Source organism: Arachnia rubra, from assembly GCF_019973735.1.
Lineage (GTDB): Bacteria > Actinomycetota > Actinomycetes > Propionibacteriales > Propionibacteriaceae > Arachnia > Arachnia rubra.
Genome location: NZ_AP024463.1, coordinates 2229253 through 2250542 on the forward strand (window position 1 = coordinate 2229253; position 21290 = coordinate 2250542).

Consider the following 21290-nt stretch of genomic DNA (forward strand, 5'->3'; position numbering starts at 1 on the left):
TTGGCCATCATCCACAGGGCACATGCTGACTGATAAAACAACAATCACTGACAGCAAGATCAAAGATACTCTAAGTTAACCTCGACACCAGTCTTCAGAGAACTCGATATATCTCATTGTTTTCCCCAAGAAAGCGAACAGTACTTTGATACTTAGGATATGAATTGCTTAGAGCTAATTCAATAGCATTCACCCCACCGGGAAGTTCCGCCCCGCACCCCAGGGAGTCAATCTGCCGCGAAAATAATTCAGAAAACTCTCGCCCCAGCGACCCCCCTTTTCGTATGACCGACTTGAGCGCAGGGTGGCCCTTATCAAGTCTCAACAAGATCACCGCAGCAGCAACCCACGAATCTATTTCACCCAAGAGATATGCCTTGACAATCGCATGCATGTCAGCAGGAATATCATCGACTTTGGCGACTTCCTCAAGAAGCCTCTCCCTAAGAGAATTATTTAGCTCATCCAAACGACCTAACTCATCGAAGCCAGTTTCGAATAACCGCCTCGCCTCAGCACCTCCATACCCAGCGATTCTGGTTAAGCCAAGCAGGTCAACGATCACAGAAATAGCAACCTTCAAACAAGCAGCGCTATCTCCAACAGAAGAGCCATCGACGGCATTCACCTCTTCAAGCACATCAGACGCTTGAACAAACTCCCCACTCCAGAACAATGATTCCGCAAGATTAAATCTCGCTTTCGCATCTTCAGTCGAGAGAGATAACTGAGCACGATACATGTCAACCGCAGCTTTATACGCTTTGATCCGCCACGCCGAGTGCCCTGCAAGCCCAAATGCGTCTTTCCTTTCGCCATATCCGCCACCCGGAATTGACACGCAGCAATAGAACATGAGGAAGCTGACAAAGAATTGGACAGAGTAGCCACCAGGAGAGAAATGGAATAGATTTCCAAGGTTATAACAGCGACGAGCGACTTCGGCAGGTCGAGAAGCAGCGTGGTTTTCAACCATTTCGAGAGAAGCACGAAACAACCTATCAAGCTGCTCGTTATCAAGACCTCTTCCAGCAGACTTAAAAAGTACTCCGTCGATCAAATCCGACTCACCCAAGGACCCAGATTCACACTGGCTCACAAAATCATCAACAGCTACACGCAGAAGGGTCGCCGGCAATTTTTCTCCTTCCAGAATTGCCGACAACTCTTGTGAACTTAGATCTAAAATCGACCCGTCGCTGTTTTCCGCCAGCAGAAACAAGCCATTGAAAATGGTTAGCGGATCAAAGTCGTCCTTATCATCGAACCCCGCCGCCAAGACCACCCCTCCGGGGTCTGGCCAAATCAGCGGCGCTTTCACGGTTCCGAATTCCTTTGGTAACAGCATTTCCAATAACCAGAGACTTTCCTGATCGGGAGCAATGCCGACAACAAGTATCAAGTTCGGCATACCTATGAGCATCAGCGCCAGATTGTCTCGAAAAGATGGTTGCGCCATGTTGTGACCACCCGGCATAAATAGACCTTCATAGCGCGTTGCGATGAATTGCTTTAGCCCCATCACGGGTCGAATCCACACCTTGCAGCGCGTTGGTATCTCCTGATGCGCAGCCATTCTGCGCACCTCAGTATCGGTAAAGCACCCCTGGCTCTTCTTTAAAGCAATAATATAGGTCATGGCGGTTTTCACTGCCCAAACTGCCAGATATCGCGTATCGAGACCGCTTGCATGGACGGTGGAACTCTTCATGATCACGGGCGAGAGAACACGCTTCACCTTCGCCTCCAAAATACTCATCCAACCGTTGTTGCATTTGGAACAAACCGGAGCAGTGATTTGCGGAACCAGCTTGGCGGCATTGACATTTTTAGGAACTGCCACAACTCTACCGTTTTCAATGCAAAGATCAGCATATTCGTAAGGCATTCTCTCTCCATGCGCATTTGCCAATAAGTTTTTCGCCATGGGAGACTGGCGAAGCCATTTTGGCCAAACATGTTCCTTGGTCTGACGCCCCGCTCTTCCACACATAGGACATTTCCACCTGCCCATAAAGTTTTCCTTTCTCTTCGGAGCCCACTATCCCAACAGCCGGCCAAGTCAACAGGCATCTTGGAGTAACGCAAGTAAATTTTACCAAAACCCTCGGGGCGACCCGAGCAGTTTCTTATTTGTACAGGGACAGGTCGAGCAGTTGCATGCCCTGCGAGCTGTAGGAGATCGAGACCCGCATATTGTCCTTGATGAATTCGGTCTGTTCCATGCCGGGAATCTCGTAGGAGAGCGTTTTCTCCTGCCAGCTGGGAAGCTGCCGGTACTGCTCGACCAGCCGTGTATACGATTCCTGGCTCTTCACGCTCCATTTGAGGGATGTGAGGTTTGACATGTCATTGACGACGATGAGTCGTTTCATTCTCTTGAAGCGGCAGTTCTGAGGGCCAGGTTGCGGGTATTTCTCTGCCCTTGACCAGTTCCGAGGTCAAGGGATCATTCGGGCCGCTGGCCTCCCCGGCCGCGGATGACTCTGCGGCGTTTGGCGTCGCCTGAGAGGTTTCGGCGCTTGCCTCGAGGGAAGGCGCAGTCTGCGTCTGCCCCCCGCTGCAGGAGCTCAACCCCAACACGGCAGAAATGACACATAAAAGCCCGGCAAAACCGAGTTTTCGTCCTGTATCCATCACGACTCCCATGAACTTCGATGTTCCTACCTTGAGTATCCGCCAAGCATATCTGCTACAACCCCGGGTAAGCTCGGTTGCATGACCGCAGAGTTGCGTAACGCCCAGCGCGATGAGTTCTGTCGCGTGTTGTCCATGGTCGCTCCGGATGCCCCGACGCTGTGCTCGGGTTGGACCGCGTTCGATCTCGCCGCGCACATCTGGATCCTGAACCACGAGCCCCTCGCCTGGGCGGGAATGCTGCTGCCGCCGTTCTCGTGGCTCACGGACCGGGAGATCCGGCGGACGAAGGAACGGTTCTCCTACGCCGGGCTGGTCGAGGAGATCCGCACCGGCCCGGCGTCCTTCGCGTGCATGCCGACCGATCCCCGGGAGGATCACCGGCACTCCCTCGGCGAGTACTTCATCCACACCGAGGACGTGCGCCGCCCGAACCGGCTGCCCAAACAGGAGATCTCCCCCGACCTGGCCGAGGCCCTGTGGCGGCGTCTCAGGACGGCCTCCTGGCAGCTGCACCCGTTCGCATCCTGGGAGTTCCGCACCCCGCAGGGTGGCCACGGGAGGATCGGGCGCGGCCCCGTCACCAAACAGATCACGGGCGAACCCGGTGAACTGCTGATGTGGGTGTACGGGCGCACCGAGGCCGCCCGGGTGGAGATCGTGAAGTTCTGAGGTTCACAGGAAACGCACTGGCTTCTCAGGGGAAACCCATCGTTGCGAGCCCAAGGATTCTTCCCAAGGGACGAAACCGAAAGGCGGGACAGCAATGGGATTCAGGAAGATCACGGCCAGGTTCGCGGGGCTCGCCGCAGCAGTCCTGCTGGCGGCCGGGACCCTCGTCGGATGCGTGAACGCGAGCGATGTGAAGGCGGAGGAACCCGCCTCGGTGAGCAGCACAGCGCCGGCCACGAAAGCCTCGACCACCTCCGCGGGAACCACGACCGGCTCCAGCGCCGGGGCCACCTCGGCGGCGAGTACCGCAGCCGGCACGAACACCGAGCTGCCCTCCGGTCAGGTGAGCGTGACCATCGACGGTAAGTCCACGACCCTGTCCGGTGCCTACGTCGTCGACGGCATCGACGCGGTGATCGACGGCGGAACCTACTCCTCCGCCACCGCCGACCAGGCCGTCTTCCTGGTGGTCAACGGCGGCAGCCTGACCATCAGGAACGCCGGGATCACCAAATCCGGGGACACCTCCAACGAGGAGCAGTCGAACTTCTACGGATTCAATTCCGCGGTGCTGGTGGCCGGTGAGGGATCCAGCGTGACGGTGGAGAACACGACCATCACCACCCAGTCATCCGGTTCGAACGGTGTCGTGGCCACCGGCGGCGCCACCGCCACGGTGGGGCAGACCACCATCGAGACCCACGCGAACTCCTCGCGTGGCCTGCACGCCACCTACCAGGGAGCCATCACCGGCGAGAACGTGGCCATCCACACGCGCGGAGCGCACTCCGCCACCCTGGCCACCGACCGCGGCAACGGCACCGTCACGGTCACCGGGACCAACGACCTGAACACCGAGGGCGACGGCTCTCCCCTGCTGTACTCCACCGGCCAGATCTCGGCCAGCGGGGTCACGGGGGAGGCGAAGGACTCCGAGGTGGTCGTGGTGGAAGGCAAGAACTCCGCCACCCTGACCGATTCCACGGTCACATCCAACGGCAAGAAGGCCGTGATGCTCTACCAGTCCTTCAGCGGTGACGCGCACGACAAGGACGCCACCGCCACCCGGTCCACGTTCACGATGACCAACACGAAACTCACCGCAAACGGCACGGACGCGGTGCTCTACGCCACCAACACCACCACCTCCGCGACCCTCACGAACGTGGAGATCACCTCCAGCGCCTCAGTCGGCGTCAAAGCCGACGAGGACCGCTGGGGCAAGTCCGGAAGCAACGGAGCCACGCTGCACCTGATCCTGGACGGCACCACCATCACCGGCGGTGCGACGGCAGGAAGCAGCTCGGCGATCACCATCGCTTCCACCAACGGTGGCAAGGTGGAGGGGGAGGTGAGCGGTTCGGTCACCAATTCCTGACATGGCTACAACGGGCGGCCGGGAATCCCTCCCCCGGCCGCCCGTCCATGCCGCCAGCCGCGATCGGCGCAGGGCGGTTAGCCACATGGTTTCGACACGACCGGCTCGCTGACGCTCGCTGGTCGGCTCAACCAACTTCGGAGAGTCACAGACCGCCTCGCTGACGCTCGCGGATCAGCTCGACCAATTCCGGAAAGGACAGGTCGGCTCGCTGACGCTCGCGAATCGACTCAGCCAGCTCCGGAAAGGGAAACCCCACCGGCTCGCGGGGCTCGGCTCAATCAGCGCCGGAAGGGAAACCCTCCCGGGTTGTCGTCATTCGCCGGGGGCGCGCACCCCGATGGTGAGCAGCAGGTTGGCGTAAAGCCGCTGGTCGGCCGAGACGATGACGACGGTGACGTCCTCGGCCTTCGCGGCGTCGTAGAAGTCCCAGCGGGGAATCTCGTCGAAGGCCACGCCGGGCAGGGCGGCACGGTACTCGTCGTGGGCGGGGATCACCTCCGGGGCCTCGATGCCCACCGCGTCCGCGGCGGGCACCATCAGGCCAGCTCGTTCGATGGGGATGGTGTCCTTCAGCACGGCAAGGATCTGGGTGACATTCAGCAGACCGGGCGCAAGGTTCAGGAAAATGCGTTCCGCCGCCGCGGGTGCGCCACTTGCGACCGGGTAGTTGCCGTCGGTGATCAGGATCTTGCCGCTGTGCCCACTGCGCCCCAGCGCCGCCAGCAAGCCTGGGTGGGTCATGGGTCCGTACAGCATCTCAGTGTCCTTTCGTGGATTCTCGGATTATCAGCTCGGGCTCCAGGATCGTGTGCCGCGCCGGTCCTCCCCCGATCAACTCGGCCAGATGCCCGACAGCGCACGCCCCCACCTCGTGGTGCGGCTGGCGGATCGTGGTCAGGGGCGGTAGGAAGCTGTCTGACCCGTCGACATCGTCGATGCCAACCACAGCGACTTCCCCGGGAACGCTGCGGCCGTGCTCGGCAAGCCAGCGCAACGCCCCGAGAGCCAGGTGGTCGTTGCTGGCAAACAGCCCGTCGATGCCGCTGGGGAATTGGGCTCCGAGCAGATAGCCGCTGGAGGCAGTCCAGGACCCAGCCGACACCTTGACCGGTTCAATTCCTGCCTCCTCACAGACCGCCTGGAAGCCGTCACGGCGCTCGTGGGCGTCGAGCCAGTCGGATGGCCCACAGATGTGCAGCAGGCGGCTGCACCCAAGCTCGATGAGGTGTCGCGTCGCTGTGCGGGCGGCTGCCTCCTGGTCTATGGCGACGCTGGCAACGTCATCCGGCAGGCCGGAACGCTGCCCGATGAAGACCGCGGGGATCCGGCCGTGCACCACCGACACGAGGCCTGCGGACTGGGCGTGCCCTCCCAGCACGACAATTCCGTCCACCCCCAGCGGAACCAATTGGTCGAGAGTGGGTTTCTGATCGGCCGGGCTACCGGCTATGGAAGTCTGATAGCCGAGTCTCCCAAGCTCCGAGACCACGGAGAGAAAGGTGCGGGCGTGCCCACCGAACAGCGGGGTGGCATTGACCACATGGATCACGCCGGTGCGGCGATTCGACAGCGACCTGGCAGCCAGGTTGGGACGATAGCCAAGTTCCTCCACCGCAGCCAGCACCCGTTCCCGGGTCTCGGGCGCCACGACGCTGGCCCCTCGAACTACCCGGGAGACGGTCTGGCTGGAGACCCCCGCAAGCTTGGCGACATCGGACAGGCGAGCCTGTCTGGCGCTGAACCTCATGGCCGGTGGATCCGGGTCTCAGCGGTGGCCGCGATGACCTCATTCCTTTGGTTAGGCTCGAGAGCCCCCATCACCTCGAACTGCACCAGCAGCGAACCGAGGGTTGAGGCCTCAGCAGGCCCCGCCAGCACGGGGATCCCGAGGCAGCGTGCGGTCAGGTCACACAGAAGCACATTACGAGAGCCGCCACCGACCAGGTTGAGCTGCGTCGGCTGCTGGCCTGTGAGCGCGGCCAGGTCCCTCACGCCCCGGGCATAGCGTTCTGCAAAGGACTCACACAATGCACGCACCAGCTGTCCCTGGCTGATCTCCCCTAGCGCGCCCGCAGTTTGAAGGGCCCGGGTGACGCGTTCCACCATGGATCCTGGCTGGGCATACTGCGGATCATCAGGGTCGATGACCACGCCGAGGGAGTCCGCTTGGCAGGCGCACTCCACTAGTTCCGCGATGTCGTGCACCTGGCCCGCGGCCTTCCAGTCGCGCTGGCTCTCCTGCAGGATCCACAGACCCGTTATGTTGAACAGCGGCCGCACACCGTGGTCGGCACACGCCTCATTCGTCAGCCCCAGGGAACGGGCCTGGCCGCCCAGCAGCGGGGAGTCACGAAGGACCCCGAGCACCGACCAGGAGCCGGCGGACAGGAAGCAGGTGGCACCCTCGTCGCGTTGCAAGGCCTCCACAGCGCAGGCGGAGTCGTGGGCACCGGCACGCACCACGGTCAGCTGCTCCAGCCCAGGGACGGTGCACGCCCCGGCCACACCATGCTCCGGAGTCAGTTCCCCCACCCAGGCCCGAGGGATCCCGAGGGCCTCAAACACCTCACTGGCCCAGGCGTTCGCACCTGGCGCACACAGGCCTGAGGTGGAGGCAATCGACCGGGACCAGCCCGTGACCCCGGTCAGCAGATAAGTGAACCAGTCGGGCAGGAACAGGATCTGGTGCGTACGGGCCGCCAGCGCAGGTTCCTCTGTCAGATAGGCGAACAGCTGATTCGCCGAGTTGATGGTGGCGGGGGCGATCCCAGTCAGCTCCCAGGCACGTTCGTCGGAAAGCCGCGCCTGGAAACCCCCGAGGGTACGGCTGGTGCGCTCGTCCCGGTAACAGCGCCCTGGGGTCAGGGGATCGCCACCGGCATCCAGTGGCACCCAGTCGACGCCCCAGGTGTCGACGCTCACTGAGGCGGCGTCCGGGAATTGGGCGACGGCCAGCCTCAGGCCCTGGACCATTTCCCGGTAGATCAGGTCAAGGTCCCAGCTCAGGTAGCCGTCACGCATGGTGGCGGTGTGCGGGAAACGATGAACCTCCGTCTCGGTGATCCGGCCATCGGCCAGCACCCCGGCGATCACGCGCCCTGAGGAGGAACCAAGGTCAACGGCTAGGGCGGTGGAAGTCACAAGAGGCTCCTGAGAAAGTCTGGTCTTAAGAATGAATGTTAGCGCTAGCAGAGGCGGTGCGAGACCCCTGAGCGGGGGTGCGGGAATCGCCACGAGTTATACTCGTGGCGATTCCCGCACGAATGGGTCCGATACGACCTCAGCCGTACAGCGGACCGAACTGAGCGCAGGCGCGGTAGTCCGCACCTTCCAGGTCGGCGGTGCCGAAACCAAGCCAGTTCTTCGGGCGGAAGACCTGGTCAGCCGGGACATTGTGCATGTTGACGGGAATGCGCAGCATGGAAGCGAGCGTGATGAGGCGGGCTCCGATGTGGCCGTAGCTGATGGCTCCATGGTTGGCTCCCCAGGCATTCATCACCGAGTAGACACTGGTGAACGCGCCCTCGCCGGTCAGGTTCGGCACGAACCAGGTAGTGGGCCAGGTGCGATCGGTGCGGTTCTCGATAGCGGTGGCGACCTCGTCAGGCAGTTCGACGGTCCAGCCCTCGGCGATCTGGAGAACGGGGCCGAGGCCATCGACGAGATTGATGCGGCACATCGTCACGGGTACCTCGCCGGCGGAACGGAAGTGCGTCGACATGCCCCCGCCAGGGAAGTACTCATAGGTGGCCGGATGGAAGGTGGTGCTCTCAAGCATCGCCTTCTGGTCCTCCTCGGTGACCTCCCACCACGGCTTGATGACGTGCTTGCCATCGCGGACCGCAGCGAAGGATCCGTCGAGGGTGGTTGATCCGGAGTTGCGCAGATCGATGATGCCTCCGGCTGCGCGACCGGTCAGCTTGTGGCCCGTGACCCGTTCCACGGCTCCCGGAGACCAATAGGTACGCACGTCGCTGAACAGCTGGGAGGTGTTTGTGAGCAGATGGTTGAACAGCATCGAGGCGCCGTTGAGGGAGTCGTTCTCCGTCGCCAGGATGTAGGGGGCGCGGGTGCCGTTCCAGTCGAAGGTGGTGTTGAGGATGGTCTCCATCAGGTCGCCGTTGGGGAAGCCGTCGGTCCACTGCCGCTGCCCCTGGAACCCAGCGGCGATGGCACCCCGGCCGAGAGCCTCCTCACCCCAGCCCTTCTCAGCCAGGCGCGGGTTCCCGGCCATCAGGTCGCGGGCGATGAGCGTCATCTTGACCGAGTAGCTCCACCACTGGTCATGCAGCTCCGGTTTCTGGTTGTGAGGCGGGTTGAAGTCCTCGCCCTGCCGGAAGTTCTCACGCACCCAGGCGAGCGCCTTCTCATGCTCCTCGACGTCGTAGATCTCCTCATCGACGCGGCGCGCAAACTCGCTCATGTCGATGTACTCGTTGCGCATACCGAGGTACTTGGTCCAGAACTCATCCTTGACCACAGAGCCTGCGATGCCCATCGACACCGCCCCCATGGACAGGTAGGAGCGTCCCTTCATCTGGGCGACGGCCAGTCCGCAGATGGCGTAGTCGAGTAACCGCTGCCGCACCTCGGCGGGGATAGTCTCGTCGTCAGCGTCCTGCACATGCTGCCCGTAGATGCCGAATGCCGGAATGCCCAACTGGGTGTGTCCCGCGAGTGCGGCAGCCAAGTAGACGGCGCCGGGACGCTCCGAGCCGTTGAAACCCCAGATAGCGTGAGGGATGGTGCGGTCCATGTCGACGGTCTCCGTGCCGTAGGCCCAGCAGGGAGTGACAGACAGCGTGAGCCCGACATTCTCGCGGCGGAACTTCTCGGCGGTGGCCTGCGCCTCAGCCACTCCGCCGATGGTGGAGTCGGCGATGACGCACTCCACAGGGCTGCCGTCCGTGTAACGTAGTTCCGCCTCGTAGAGGGCAGCGACCCGTTTGGCCATGTTCATGGTCTGGTCTTCGAGGCTCTCGCGTACCCCGCGGCGGCGGCCGTCGATGATGGGCCGGATACCGATCTTCGGGTGATTGGTCATGGGTTTTCCCTCATTTCAGTTGTGGTTGCTGGACTTGAACAATTCCGATGTCCCGAAGCCGGCGGATCCGCGACGCGGGAATCGGCCAAGAAAGGTTCCTGCCGGGTGAGTCCCAGCTCACCCGGCAGGAACGGTGGGGTCATTCGTAGAGGCTCTGCGCGATCGCAGGATCGGTCATATTGTCCTTGTCGAACCAGGAGTAACCGGAGTCGATGGTGGGCGGCAGTTCCATGCCGTTGGCTGCCTTGATGCCAGCGATCACGGTCTCATAGCCCATCTTGACCGGGGCCTGGGTGATGGCCCCTGCCTCTGTTCCTGCCTTGATGGCGTCGATCTGGGCCTTCCCGGAGTCGAATCCGACCAGGGTGAGTTTCTTGCCGGATTCGTTGACCCCCTGCAGCGCCCCGATGGCGGTGGCCTCGTTGGACCCATAGATGCCGTTGATGTCGGAGTTCGCGGTGATCAGGGCCTTCGAGGTGTTGGCCGCGAGGCCAACCTCACCGGCGTACTGCGGTTCCAGGAGCTTGATGTCTGGGGCGTTGGTCTTCATCCACTCCTGGAAGCCCTCGCACCGCTGCTTACCGGTGGCTGAAGTCTGGTCGTGGCAAACCATGCCGACAGTTCCCTTACCGCCCAGCAACTCGGACATGTGCTTGGCGGCCACCCCGGCAGCAGCCTTGTTATCGGTGGAGACGGTGGTCTTCGGGATGGTGGAGTCCACCCCGGAGTCAAAAGCGACCATCGGGATACCGGCCTGCTGGATCTCCTCCAGCACCGGCTCCGCGGACCCCGAGTCGAGGGCGGCGAAACCAATGGCAGCAGGTTTCTGCGCCAAGGCCGTCTTGAGCTGGTCGAGCTGCTGCTGCGTGGCCTGCTCATTGTCGGGCCCGACGAATTCAATCTTGTAGTTGAACTCCTTGCCAGCCTGCTCGGCGCCCTGTTTCACAGCCTGCCAGAAGCGGTGCTGGAAGCCTTTGGAGACCAAGTAGATGGTCTTGCTGCCGTCTCCCTTGGGAACGTTGGCGCTGTTGGAGGAGGAGACGGAAGGGGCGGCGCTGACCGGTGATGATGGAGAATCGGATGAGTTCTTGGAGCCACCAGAGGTGGAGCAGGATGCGAGACCCAGAACCAGCACTGACGACAGTGCCAGTGCGGAGCGCAGCATGCGCATGGCGGTTTCCTTTCGGTTGATGGGAGGAGAGCCTCCCAAATTCTTCTGTGCAAAATCAGAGAGCTGCGGCAGCCCGTTTGCGGCGGAGAATGTCGGCATAGACAGCGAGCAGGACGACCACACCGGTGACGACGAACTGCCACTGCTGCTGGACGCCCATCATCTGGAGACCGACGCTCAACGTCATCATCAGCAGCGCACCGGTCATAGTGCCGATGATGTTGGCGCGCCCGCCCGACAGCGAGGTGCCACCGATCACCACGGCCGCGATCACCTGGAGCTCCATCCCCAGGCCTTCTGCGGGCTGCACGAAGCCAAAGCGCGCGGAGTAGAGGATGGCACCGAAGGCGGTGAAAAGCCCCGCGGTGACGTAGACCAGGAGCTTCCATTTCTTGACGTTGATGCCGCTGAGGCGGGTGGCTTCCTCATTGGAGCCGATGGCGAGGGCATAACGACCGAGCAGGGTTTTGCTGAGCAGCACAGCCGCGATGATGCCGAAGACGACGAAGATCAGGGCTGCGTTGGACAGGTAGGGCACCAGGTTCCCATTGGCGATCGCAAAGTAATCGGGGTTGGCGATCTTGATCGAGGAAGATTTCGAGATGATCAGCGACAGGCCCCTGGTGACCATCATCATCGCCAGGGTCGCGATGAACGGCGGAAGGTCGAGATAGGCAATCAGCAGGCCATTCACGAGGCCGACCGCGACCCCGACGAGAAGGGTGAGCAGCAGGCCGAGCCCGAGCGGCAGGTCCATGAATTCACTGGACATGAAGACACCTGCCATCACGGCGCAGAACGTCATGCCCGTGCCAACGGACAGATCGATGCCGCCGGTGGCGATGATGAAGGTGGCTCCCAGCGCCATGGTACCGATAGCCGCGGACTGCAGGAGGATGCCTGGGATGATCTCCAGCCCGAAGTTGCTGGCGGCGAACATGAAGAAGACGAACACCACGATCAGCGCTGCGAACACGAACAGCTGCTGAAGCCAGGACCTCACGAACTGCAGGTCCTTCGATGGCTGCGGGGACGATGCGGCATTGATGCTCACGCTGCGGTTCCTTTCAATTGCGCTTTGCCGACGGTGGCCAGCTCCATGATGTTTTCCTGGGTGGCGTCCTCGTTGTTGAGGAAGCCGGTGATGCGGCCATGGGCCATGACTGCGATGCGGTGGGACAGGCGCAGCACCTCCGGCAGCTCGGAGGAGATGACAATGACCGCCTTGCCCTGCCCGGAGAGCTGCTCAATGAGGTCGTAGATCTCCTCTTTGGCCCCGACGTCGATGCCGCGGGTGGGCTCATCGAAGATCAGGACATCGCAGTTGCGCACGAGCCACTTCGAGATGACGACCTTCTGCTGGTTGCCGCCGGACAGTTTGCCGAGCAGCTGATGGACGTTGGGGGTCTTGACACGCAACTTCTGGCTGTACTCCTGGCCGACAGTGCGGATCTTGCCGTCGAGAATGAAACCACCGATATTGAAGTCGCGCATCGCGGCCATCACGGTGTTCGCCTTGATGTCCTGTTCCAGCAGAAGCCCGAACTGCTTGCGGTCCTCCGACAGGTAACCGATTCCGGCCCGGACCGCATCGGACGCCTCCCGGACGTTGACCGTCCTGCCGTGGACCTGGATCGTTCCGGTGGAGCGTGGGTCGGCCCCGAAGACGCAACGCGCCACCTCGGTGCGGCCAGCACCCATCAGGCCTGCAAAACCCAGGACCTCACCCTTGCGGACCTCGAAGCTGACATCTCGCAGCAGTTTCTTGGTGGAGAGCCCCTCGACCTTCAGCATCACCTCGCCGGAGGTCACCTTGGTGCGGGGCCGCGCCTCAGCGGACACCTCCCTGCCCACCATCATGGAGATGATCTCGCGCATCTCGACATCCCGGGTGGTCACGGTGCCGACATACTGGCCGTCGCGGAGCACCGAGACCCGGTGTGTGATCTCCTCAATCTCCGGCATACGGTGTGAGATGTAGATCAGGCCGGTGGAGGGAGTCACGAAGTCCCGGATCATGCCGAAGAGGGCCTCCGTCTCTCCAACGGTCAAGGCCGCTGTGGGCTCATCCATCACGAGGATCCGGGAGTTGTAGGACAGCGCCCGCGCGATCTCGACCATCTGCTGGCGGGCCACGGATAGGTCACCGATCCGGGCTGTCGGATCGAGGTTCATCCCGAGCCGCTCGAAGAGCTTCGCGGCCTCGTGGTTCAGTTTGGAGTCATTGATCCATCCCGACTTGTGACTGCCGGGGCGGCCAAGGTATAGGTTCTGGGCCACCGTCAGGTCGGGGACCATATTCAGCTCCTGATGGATGATGGACAGTCCCAGCTCACGGGCATGAGCCACACCGCCCACCGTGACCTGCCTACCTTCAAGCCAGATCTGGCCGCCGGGATCGGCGGTGTAGATACCGGTGAGGATCTTCATCAGCGTCGACTTGCCTGCGCCATTCTCACCACACAGACCGAGGACCTCTCCTGCTTCAAGGTCGAGGTTGACGTTCTGCAGGGCCTTTACTCCTGGGAAGGTCTTGCTGATGTTCTTCAGCTCAAGCAGCTTCGTCACTTGCACTCCTTCGTGTCCTGTTCCGCCGAGGCCTGCGACATCGCCGTCAAACCCTCGGGATGTTAACGCTAGCACTGTTGCGGCCGGATTCGTCAAATGCACTCTGAAGCAGTTAACGGTTTTTTCTAAAACACCTAGTCAAAAGCATATAGCGGCGCTGTCATATACCTTCGTGGACCAAGCTGCCACCCTGGCATCCTCCAGGGAACCGGACATCAGGCCGGGCGACTGCCTCGCAAGACAGCCGCCCGGCCTGGTTCTACCGGCTACCGGTTACAGATCAGGCGTGAGTTCCCGCGGAACGCAGGTACTCGCACGCCTCAACGACCCGCTTGGCCATACCGGCCTCAGCGGCCTTGCCCCACGAACGCGGGTCATACTGCTTCTTATTGCCAACCTCGCCGTCGACCTTCAGCACACCGTCGTAGTGACGGAACATGTGGTCCGCGACGGGGCGGGTGAAGGCGTACTGGGTATCGGTGTCGATGTTCATCTTCACCACGCCGAAGTCGACGGCGTCCGAGATCTCCTGTGGGGTGGAGCCGGAGCCACCGTGGAACACCAGATCGAACGGACGTTCCTTACCGTACTTGGCCCCGACGGCATCCTGGATCTCCTTGAGCACCTCCGGGCGCAGCTTCACCGCACCCGGCTTGTACACGCCATGGACGTTACCGAAGGTAAGCGCGGTCAGGTAGCGGCCCTTGTCGCCGAGACCGAGCACCTCGACGGTACGCAGGCCGTCTGCGACGGTGGTGTAGAGCTTCTCGTTGATCTCCGCCTTGACGCCGTCCTCCTCGCCGCCGACAACACCGACCTCGATCTCAAGGATGATGTTCGCCTTGGCGCAGCGGCCCAGCAGTTCGTCGGCGATGGACAGGTTCTCCTCCATCGGAACCGCGGAACCATCCCACATGTGCGACTGGAACAGTGGGAGCTGACCGTTCTTCACGCGTTCCTCGGAGATGGCCAACAGAGGACGGACGAAGCTGTCCAGCTTGTCCTTGGGACAGTGATCGGTGTGGAGGGCGACGTTGACGGGATAATTCTTCGCGACCTCTTGGGCGAAGGCTGCGAAGGCCGCGGCACCAGCAACCTTGTCCTTGATCGTAGGACCCGAGAAGTACTCGGCACCGCCGGTGGAAACCTGGATGATGCCATCGGACCCGGCTTCGGTGAAGCCTTGCAGAGCGGCATTCAGCGTTTGGGACGAGCTGACATTGATGGCCGGGTAGGCAAACTTGCCCTCCTTGGCCCGGTCGATCATCTGGGCATAGACCTCAGGGGTTGCAACTGGCATGGTGCCTCTTTTCCGTGCTGGAACTAGGAACAGGACCAGCCTATCGCGGCCACTCCCCCATGGAACCGTCAGTCTTAGAGATCCGGCACATGGGCATCGACTGTGACGGAGCCACCCTGGTCAGAATATCCTCCGGTCGAGGGAAAAGCCGGTGTAGATACCAGATCCGTGGATGACAACGCCTGTCTCACCTGGGCCAAGCGGCCTGCTCCTCCCATCAGGAGGATCATAGATCTTCACGATCGCCCTGCCGTGCCTGCGGACATCGATCCGGTAGTCCCGCGTGCTGATGAGCTCCACCCCCAGGGCCGCGGCAATGGCGCCGGTAGCCAGCGCTTCAAAGAAGGGCGCCGAGGCCGGCGACACCAGCCTGACGATCATCGCCGTCACGTGGCTGTGCTGTTCCAGAGCCTCGAAGACCTCATAGACACGACTGAAGACGCCCACATCCACGGCATCTGCCGCCCCCAGGAACTGCGCCATCTCGTGGGCTGTGCTCGATGCCCTCAGTGTTCCGCCAGCCACCCTGAGGAGGGCACCAAGCCCGGCGAGCAGCCTGCGATCGCAGGCCAGCACATCGCAAACGTTGATGTTGTGCACCGACCGGGTTGCGACAAGGGCATCGAGCAGCCCATCCGACCCACCCAACAGGCTGGCCGGCGCATTGATTGTCCGCTCGGGAATACCCAGGCCGTGCATGATCCGTAAGCAGTCCGCCAGCCGTTCCGGGGTTCCGGCCCGGTATGGCGTATCCAAGAAGGTGTAGGAAGCCTCGAGCTTCCCGGCGCCCTGTTCGGACCGGAGGAAACGGGCACAGTCCGTCAGTGCAGTCTCCAGATCCGCTATCTCCGCGAGGCTGTCGTAGGCCAGGTGGATGTTCAGCGGCCCCGGCTCGCGGGTGTAGTCGTGCTGCTCGGTGCTCACCCTGTCAGCCAGATCAAGTTTCACCGTCCTCACGGGAGGGTCCTCTCATGCTCGGACCTACCGATGAGGTCATGACCGAAAGGTGTCCCATCGGAACCGTAGACCGCCCACTCGTCGATGTTCTGCACGATCACCGGTTTGCCGTAAAGCCTGCCAGCCTTCGACAGTCTCCCGTACGACTGGAGCTTGTAGATGCTGGAGACATCGAGCAGGCCGTAGGAGTCGATCATGCCCCGGTAATCGTCGTTCACACGCTCCCGGACGTTCAGCAGCACATCGACCCCCTTGACGTGCCTGACTGCGAACACCGCCGCGGCAACGGTGTCCATGTGGCCTGAGATCTCCTTTAGGATCCAGTAGTTGACGCTCACCTTCAGGCAGAAGGCGACCTCTGGCCTCTCGCGGCGCAGCATGACCATGTGCTCCAGGTGGGAGATGAGGTCGATGCCGTTGGTGAGGATGTTGACTTTGACGATGTTGTCCAGCGTGAGCGCGTAGTGGAGGATGACCCAGAACCCGGGATGCGTGAAGGGTTCACCTCCCTCCAGCTGGACCTCCACTGGGACGCCGCGGGCGTTGGCCATATCGAGGATGTCGAAGGCTCTACGCACTTCGATGAAAGTCTCGCGGCCAGTGCCGGAGTACATGCAGCAGAACGGGCAGTCCAGGTTGCAGTTGCTGGTCAGTGACAGGTAAACCCGGTAACCGTTTCTCACCGCGATGCCCCTCGGTCATGGTAGCCGTCGTACCGGTCGAGGATGTCCTCGGTCTCGATCCACGAGCCACACAGGTTGCCGTTCTCATGCAGGACCATCTCATAGACCATGTCCGGGTTGTCGTCTTTCTCGGTGTACTGCCGGCTCAGGTCCGCGGACTCGGAGGCGACAGTGCAGTCCCTGTACCGGTAGACCTCGACGTAGTAGTAATAGCCGAGGATATTCAGGACTCTGCGGAAACTGGCGTCATCGTCGATCTCGCCCCAGAGATCGTTCAGGCGCACCTTGTTCTCGTCCATGTAGCGCATCATGGGGAGGTTCACGGCATTGCGGTCGTAGTCCATGAGCTCCCGGAAGATGAAGTTCCTGGCACCCACCTCCCGCAGGACGTCGAGATAGGTTTTCATCGTTCCGACGGTCCCCACCCCCTCCCGCAGGAGGATGCAACTGATGCGCGGGGCAAGCCTCTCACCCTCAAGGTAGGACAGGATCCTGGCCAGATGTGCCAGGCTGGTGTCACTGACAGTGCGTTTGTAGCGCATGATGCGCGCATTCTCGGCGTCGTCCCAGTGGGCACGCGAGATGTTGAGGTGGTCGAATCCCGCTTCCAGCAGGGCGTCAATGGGCGCCTCCCGGTGACCGCCGACCGGGCGGAATAGCCCTGACCCATTGGATGTGATGGTCTTCTTCCTGAAACCGAGCTCTCTCAGCGCCTTGGCGATGATGTATGTACGCGGCAGGATCGTCGGCTCGCCCCCGGTCACGCTCACCGACGGATTCAGTGGGCGAATGGCCTCAAGGACTTCGTACAGGCGTTTCTCGTATTCGGCGTCGGAGGAGATCTTCTGCTTGGCGTAGATCAGGCTCTTGTGCTCGTAGCGAAGCAGGGAGACGCAGAACGGGCAGTCGGCATTGCATAGCTCATCGACGAAGACCGACAGGTTGAAGTTCTTGTAGACGTTGCGCTCACCCCCGTCCTTGAAAACCCAGGGCACGGCCTCATATTCACGCACGTCATATCTGTCCTGGCGAGCCGATCGCAGTCCTTCTTCATAGACGGCCTCCCTGTGGCTGCCCGTCTTCCGCAAGATGCCCGTCAACCCACGAGATTCAATAACTGTCATATTGACAGTATAGCGAGATGCGTAGCACCGGAAAAGACACACGAATGAAGACCGGGTAGCAGTTATTGACGCTGGAGCACAGGCTCGGTACATCCCGTCTCGCATGGCAATTCCTCGCCGGTTTCCCTGGCGGCGAGGTTCACGTCCGGCCTATCCACAGCCGGTGAGAGGGCGTCACAGCATCCGGTCCAGGTCTGAAGCGTCGAGGCCGATTCGCCCCATAGATCTGGCCCTGACCGCCGAATCGATGTCCCCTGGGCTGACAGCCAGGAAACTGGCGGGGATGCTCACCACCTCCTGACCTGCCACCTCCAGCCGGAGCCGCGGGCCAGCGCCCCATGACGGCCCCGAGATCTTCAACGCCGTGATCTCAGCCCAGCGGGCACGCACCTGTCGTGGCCGGACGAACTCCATCCCCGCCGGGTCGATGTAGAACGCAGTACCTTGGTCCAGCGACACCAGGTCCCGTTTTGCACGACTGAGAAAAAACACGGTGACACCGATGCGCACCAGCGTGGCGAGAGCCCAGAAGGCTGCGATGGCCGGAAGCCCCCACGCAGGAAGTATGTTCTGCATCGCCTGACCTACCCCGCCTGGCAGGAGCTGGGGTCCCAGCCAGATCATCAGCAGGACTGCCCCGAAGATGGCTGCAAAGATGATCTGGAGACGTAGCGAGGAACGCTGCCTGGAAACGCGAGCGGCTGTTGGCGACGGCGTCAGGCCGACCACGAAACGCTCTGGATTCATGGCCTCATGCTAGTGCCGGGTACTGTCATTTCGCCGGTGCTTTCTTCTCTCAGATGCGGCGCCTCGCTCACGGTACACCCAGTAGCGCTTTGCTCGATTCTTGGCACAATCTGCCCCGGAACCGCTAGCCACGGCACCAGCTAGGCCAGATGCTGGAGGGACCAGTGGTACATGGCGATCGCCGCTGCGGCCCCGGCGTTGAGCGAACGGGTGGAGCCGCGCTGGGTGATGGCAACCAGCCGTGAACAGCCGGCGACCATGGCGGGGGTGAGGCCTGGCCCCTCCGAACCGAAGATCAGGCAGGTCTCTCGCACGAGACGGCAGCCTTCCAGGGGTGAGGCCCCCGGCAGGTTGTCCACCCCCACCGCCTCGATGCCCCGCTCCCCCAGCCAGCTGAACAGCGATCCCTCGTCCTCGTGATGATGGAGGTGAAGGTAGCGGTCGGTGACCATCGCGCCCCTGCGATTCCAGCGGCGCCTGCCGATGATGTGCACTCCGCTGGCATTGAAGGCATTCGCGGTGCGGATGATGGAGCCGATGTTGAAGTCGTGCTCCCAGTTCTGGATGGCGACGTGCAGGCCGGAACGGTTTAGGTCAAGATCGGCGACAATTGCCTCCACCCGCCAGTAACGGTAGCGGTCGATCACATTGCGGCGGTCACCGCCGGCCAGCAGGTCGGGGTCGAGACGTTCATCACGCGGCCACGGCGCGGGATGGGGACCAACTCCCACTACTGGGGCCGTGGGGTCGTCCGGTTCGGAGCTCACCGCCGTTGCAGGCGCCGGTCAGCCCAGACGACACCGGCCACCACAGCGGCACCAGCGAGCGCCAAGCCGAGCAGGACGGGCCAGCTCACATTGGGAGCGAGGGGAGTGCCGTCGGCAGCCCACGGCCACACGGCTCTGAGCGAGCCGAGCAGCAAACCTGACATGATGGCCATGGTGGCGGCGTGCCGGTTCTCGAGCAACCAGTTGAGTCCCTTGACGAACAGGCCGAGCCCGACAGCCGCACCGGCCGCGAACAGCGCCAGATAGCCGAAGTTCCTGTCGGCGACAGCAGCCATGGTCGGCACGTACAAACCGAAGATCTTCAGCATGAAGGATCCTGAGATGCCTGGCAGTACGAGGGCACAGATCGCGATGGCAGCCGACCCGAAGATCATCCAGGCTGGCGGATTCTCTATGACGCTACCTGCGCCGAGACCTGTCAGGAAGAAAGCAGCCACCGCGGCGACGGCGAACAAGCCGGCCAGGATGCCCTTCTGGGCGCCTGTGTGCCTGTCCTCGGGCCGGATCTCCATGACGGGAACCACCACGGAGGCCAAGACCATCCCAAAGAACAGCGCATGAGCAAGCTGCGGGGTGTCCTCCACGAACACCCTCATGACCCCCGCCATGGCGGCCACCACGACGACCATACCCAGTAGGGCGGGCACCACGATGTCCCAGCGAGCCTTCCTCACCTCAGCCCAGGCGGCCGCGAACTTGAGAGTCACGCAGTGCTTGATCGCGGTGACCACGTGGTCAGCTGAGTTGATGAGGGGCTCATAGATGCCAGAGATCAGGGCGATGGTGCCCCCTGAGACCCCAGGCACCAGCTCAGCTGAGCCGATCAGGATCCCCCTGACGAAGTTTGCAACGGCGGCAAGCGGGTTGAAGCGCCCAGTGGCGCGCCTCGGGTTCTGCATCAGGCTCCTAGTTTTCGCAGCGACCTGGCAAACGTTAGCGTTATCCGGTGGTCGAATGCGATCAGGCTCCGGCAGGAGGACCGAAGTTCACAGCCGGCGCCTGCCGGACTGTGGGGTCATTGACCTCGAAATAGGTGGCCTGCTGGAACTTCCCCATGCCTGCGACGATGTTGGAAGGAACCGACTCAATGCGGGTGTTGTAGTCACGCACGTTCGCGTTGTAGAAGCGACGGCTGGCGGCGATCCTGTCCTCCGTGTCGGAGAGTTCACGCTGCAACTCCAGATAGTTGGTGTTCGCCCTCATCTGCGGATAGGCCTCCACGGAGATCATCAGGCCCCGGATCGCATTGGTCAGCTCAGACTCGGCGGCGGCGCGTTGTTCGCTGGGAGCTCCCTGGAACTGGTTCGCCAAAGCCATGGCACTGGTGCGCAGGCTCGTCACCTTCTCCAGGACGGCGCTCTCATGGGCCGCAGAGCCACGGACGGTCTCAACAAGATTCGGGATGAGCTCGTAACGGCGGTTCAGCTCCACGTCGATCTGCCGCCAGGATTCCTGGATTACGTTCCGTGCTTTCACCAGGACGTTGTAGGAGAAAACCCCCCACACAACAGCTATCAGGACCAGCACCAACACCAACCCGACGAGGCCCAGCACAAAACCGAGTGCGCTTGTCATGAGTCAACTCCTTAGAAGATCTCGGATCACCATCAACGTTATCTCGCCCACAGGGTCAAGTTGGGCGCTTTCACAGGCCCAGGTCGGCCAGCCCGATGGCGTGGCGATATTCCAGTCCTGCCCCTGCGATGCGTTCCGCGGCTCCGGTGTCACGATCCACGATGACGGCGACGGCCACTACCTCACCTCCCGCCTGGCGCACAGCGTCCACCGCGGTCAGGGCCGACCCACCTGTTGTCGAGGTGTCCTCCACCACCAACACACGCCGCCCAGCCACCTCGGTTCCCTCGATACGCCGCTGGAGACCGTGTGATTTGGCCTCCTTGCGCACCACAAAGGCATCCAGCCTGCCGCCCCTGGCTGCCCGGGTATGGAGCATGGAGGCCGCCACTGGATCAGCGCCAAGGGTAAGCCCCCCCCACAGCGTCGAAGTCCAGGTCTGCGACGAGCTCCTCCATGACGCGTCCTACGAGGGGGGAGGCCGCCCCATCAAGAGTCACGCGACGCATGTCCACGTAGTAGTCCGCCTCCCTGCCCGATGCCAGGGTCACGCGGCCCCGTACGATGGCCAGTTCCCTGATGGCCTGGATCAGGTCTTCACGATCAGTCATCTCGGCTCCGTAAGTCTCAGTCATCTCACATT

At 62.0% G+C, this 21290-nt stretch carries 19 protein-coding genes and 1 pseudogene; 2 read left to right on the plus strand and 18 right to left on the minus strand.

Annotated features, from left to right (window positions below):
* Window positions 1–94 precede the first annotated feature (94 nt).
* Entirely contained in the window at window positions 95–1888 is a 1794-nt protein-coding gene (locus SK1NUM_RS10260) for a tetratricopeptide repeat protein (protein WP_212321729.1), read from the minus strand.
* A 241-nt stretch (window positions 1889–2129) separates the two neighbouring features.
* Entirely contained in the window at window positions 2130–2375 is a 246-nt protein-coding gene (locus tag SK1NUM_RS10265; protein WP_212321730.1) for a hypothetical protein, read from the minus strand.
* A 343-nt stretch (window positions 2376–2718) separates the two neighbouring features.
* On the opposite strand from SK1NUM_RS10265, the gene SK1NUM_RS10270 reads away from it, so the two are divergent.
* Both SK1NUM_RS10270 and SK1NUM_RS10275 read left to right on the plus strand, forming a co-directional pair.
* Window positions 2719–3309: a maleylpyruvate isomerase family mycothiol-dependent enzyme gene (locus SK1NUM_RS10270; protein WP_014846005.1), complete on the plus strand. Its 591-nt coding sequence runs from the start codon at window positions 2719–2721 to the stop codon at window positions 3307–3309.
* A gap of 94 nt (window positions 3310–3403) precedes the next feature.
* A complete protein-coding gene (locus SK1NUM_RS10275) occupies window positions 3404–4687 on the plus strand; it encodes a right-handed parallel beta-helix repeat-containing protein (RefSeq protein ID WP_223927494.1) in 1284 nt (427 codons plus the stop codon).
* 315 nt (window positions 4688–5002) lie between these two features.
* Here the strand turns inward: SK1NUM_RS10275 and SK1NUM_RS10280 are convergent, their stop codons facing one another.
* The 16 genes and pseudogenes from SK1NUM_RS10280 to pyrE all read right to left on the minus strand — a co-directional run bounded on the left by SK1NUM_RS10280 (window position 5003) and on the right by pyrE (window position 21258).
* Window positions 5003–5446, minus strand: a complete 444-nt coding sequence (locus SK1NUM_RS10280) for an RbsD/FucU family protein (protein WP_212321731.1) — start codon at window positions 5444–5446, stop codon at window positions 5003–5005.
* A gap of 1 nt (window position 5447) precedes the next feature.
* On the minus strand, window positions 5448–6437 hold the full coding sequence (locus SK1NUM_RS10285; RefSeq protein ID WP_212321732.1) for a LacI family DNA-binding transcriptional regulator: 990 nt from the start codon (window positions 6435–6437) through the stop codon (window positions 5448–5450).
* The gene (locus SK1NUM_RS10290; RefSeq protein WP_212321733.1) at window positions 6434–7831 is read right to left on the minus strand and encodes a rhamnulokinase; all 1398 of its coding nucleotides are present in this window, start codon (window positions 7829–7831) and stop codon (window positions 6434–6436) included. Before SK1NUM_RS10290 ends, SK1NUM_RS10285 begins: the two co-directional genes overlap by 4 nt.
* Before the next feature lie 139 nt (window positions 7832–7970).
* Window positions 7971–9734, minus strand: a complete 1764-nt coding sequence (locus SK1NUM_RS10295; protein ID WP_212321734.1) for an L-fucose isomerase — start codon at window positions 9732–9734, stop codon at window positions 7971–7973.
* 139 nt (window positions 9735–9873) lie between these two features.
* On the minus strand, window positions 9874–10905 hold the full coding sequence (locus tag SK1NUM_RS10300; protein ID WP_212321735.1) for an ABC transporter substrate-binding protein: 1032 nt from the start codon (window positions 10903–10905) through the stop codon (window positions 9874–9876).
* Between the two features lie 55 nt (window positions 10906–10960).
* On the minus strand, window positions 10961–11959 hold the full coding sequence (locus SK1NUM_RS10305; RefSeq protein ID WP_223927495.1) for an ABC transporter permease: 999 nt from the start codon (window positions 11957–11959) through the stop codon (window positions 10961–10963).
* On the minus strand, window positions 11956–13473 hold the full coding sequence (locus SK1NUM_RS10310) for a sugar ABC transporter ATP-binding protein (protein ID WP_212321737.1): 1518 nt from the start codon (window positions 13471–13473) through the stop codon (window positions 11956–11958). The genes SK1NUM_RS10305 and SK1NUM_RS10310 overlap by 4 nt, the downstream gene beginning before the upstream one ends.
* Window positions 13474–13753: 280 nt before the next feature.
* Window positions 13754–14773, minus strand: coding sequence for a class II fructose-bisphosphate aldolase (gene fbaA / locus SK1NUM_RS10315; RefSeq protein WP_212321738.1), 1020 nt, complete (start codon window positions 14771–14773; stop codon window positions 13754–13756).
* Between the two features lie 120 nt (window positions 14774–14893).
* Window positions 14894–15730 carry a hypothetical protein gene (locus SK1NUM_RS10320; protein ID WP_212321739.1) on the minus strand — a complete coding sequence of 279 codons (837 nt, stop codon included), beginning with the start codon at window positions 15728–15730 and terminating at the stop codon, window positions 14894–14896.
* Window positions 15727–16413, minus strand: coding sequence for a radical SAM protein (locus SK1NUM_RS10325; protein ID WP_212321740.1), 687 nt, complete (start codon window positions 16411–16413; stop codon window positions 15727–15729). The genes SK1NUM_RS10320 and SK1NUM_RS10325 overlap by 4 nt, the downstream gene beginning before the upstream one ends.
* Entirely contained in the window at window positions 16410–17537 is a 1128-nt protein-coding gene (locus SK1NUM_RS10330) for a radical SAM protein (RefSeq protein ID WP_212321741.1), read from the minus strand. The genes SK1NUM_RS10325 and SK1NUM_RS10330 overlap by 4 nt, the downstream gene beginning before the upstream one ends.
* A gap of 174 nt (window positions 17538–17711) precedes the next feature.
* Window positions 17712–18284: a hypothetical protein gene (locus tag SK1NUM_RS10335; RefSeq protein ID WP_212321742.1), complete on the minus strand. Its 573-nt coding sequence runs from the start codon at window positions 18282–18284 to the stop codon at window positions 17712–17714.
* Window positions 18285–18424: 140 nt separating this feature from the next.
* A complete protein-coding gene (locus SK1NUM_RS10340) occupies window positions 18425–19051 on the minus strand; it encodes a TrmH family RNA methyltransferase (protein WP_212321743.1) in 627 nt (208 codons plus the stop codon).
* Window positions 19048–19971 (minus strand): DUF368 domain-containing protein, encoded by a 924-nt coding sequence (locus SK1NUM_RS10345; RefSeq protein ID WP_212321745.1) that lies wholly within the window; start codon window positions 19969–19971, stop codon window positions 19048–19050. The genes SK1NUM_RS10340 and SK1NUM_RS10345 overlap by 4 nt, the downstream gene beginning before the upstream one ends.
* Before the next feature lie 61 nt (window positions 19972–20032).
* Complete coding sequence (locus SK1NUM_RS10350) at window positions 20033–20647, minus strand: LemA family protein (protein ID WP_212321747.1); 615 nt, start codon at window positions 20645–20647, stop codon at window positions 20033–20035.
* Window positions 20648–20717: 70 nt separating this feature from the next.
* Window positions 20718–21258 (minus strand): annotated as a pseudogene (pyrE, locus tag SK1NUM_RS10355) (orotate phosphoribosyltransferase).
* Window positions 21259–21290: the final 32 nt, after the last annotated feature.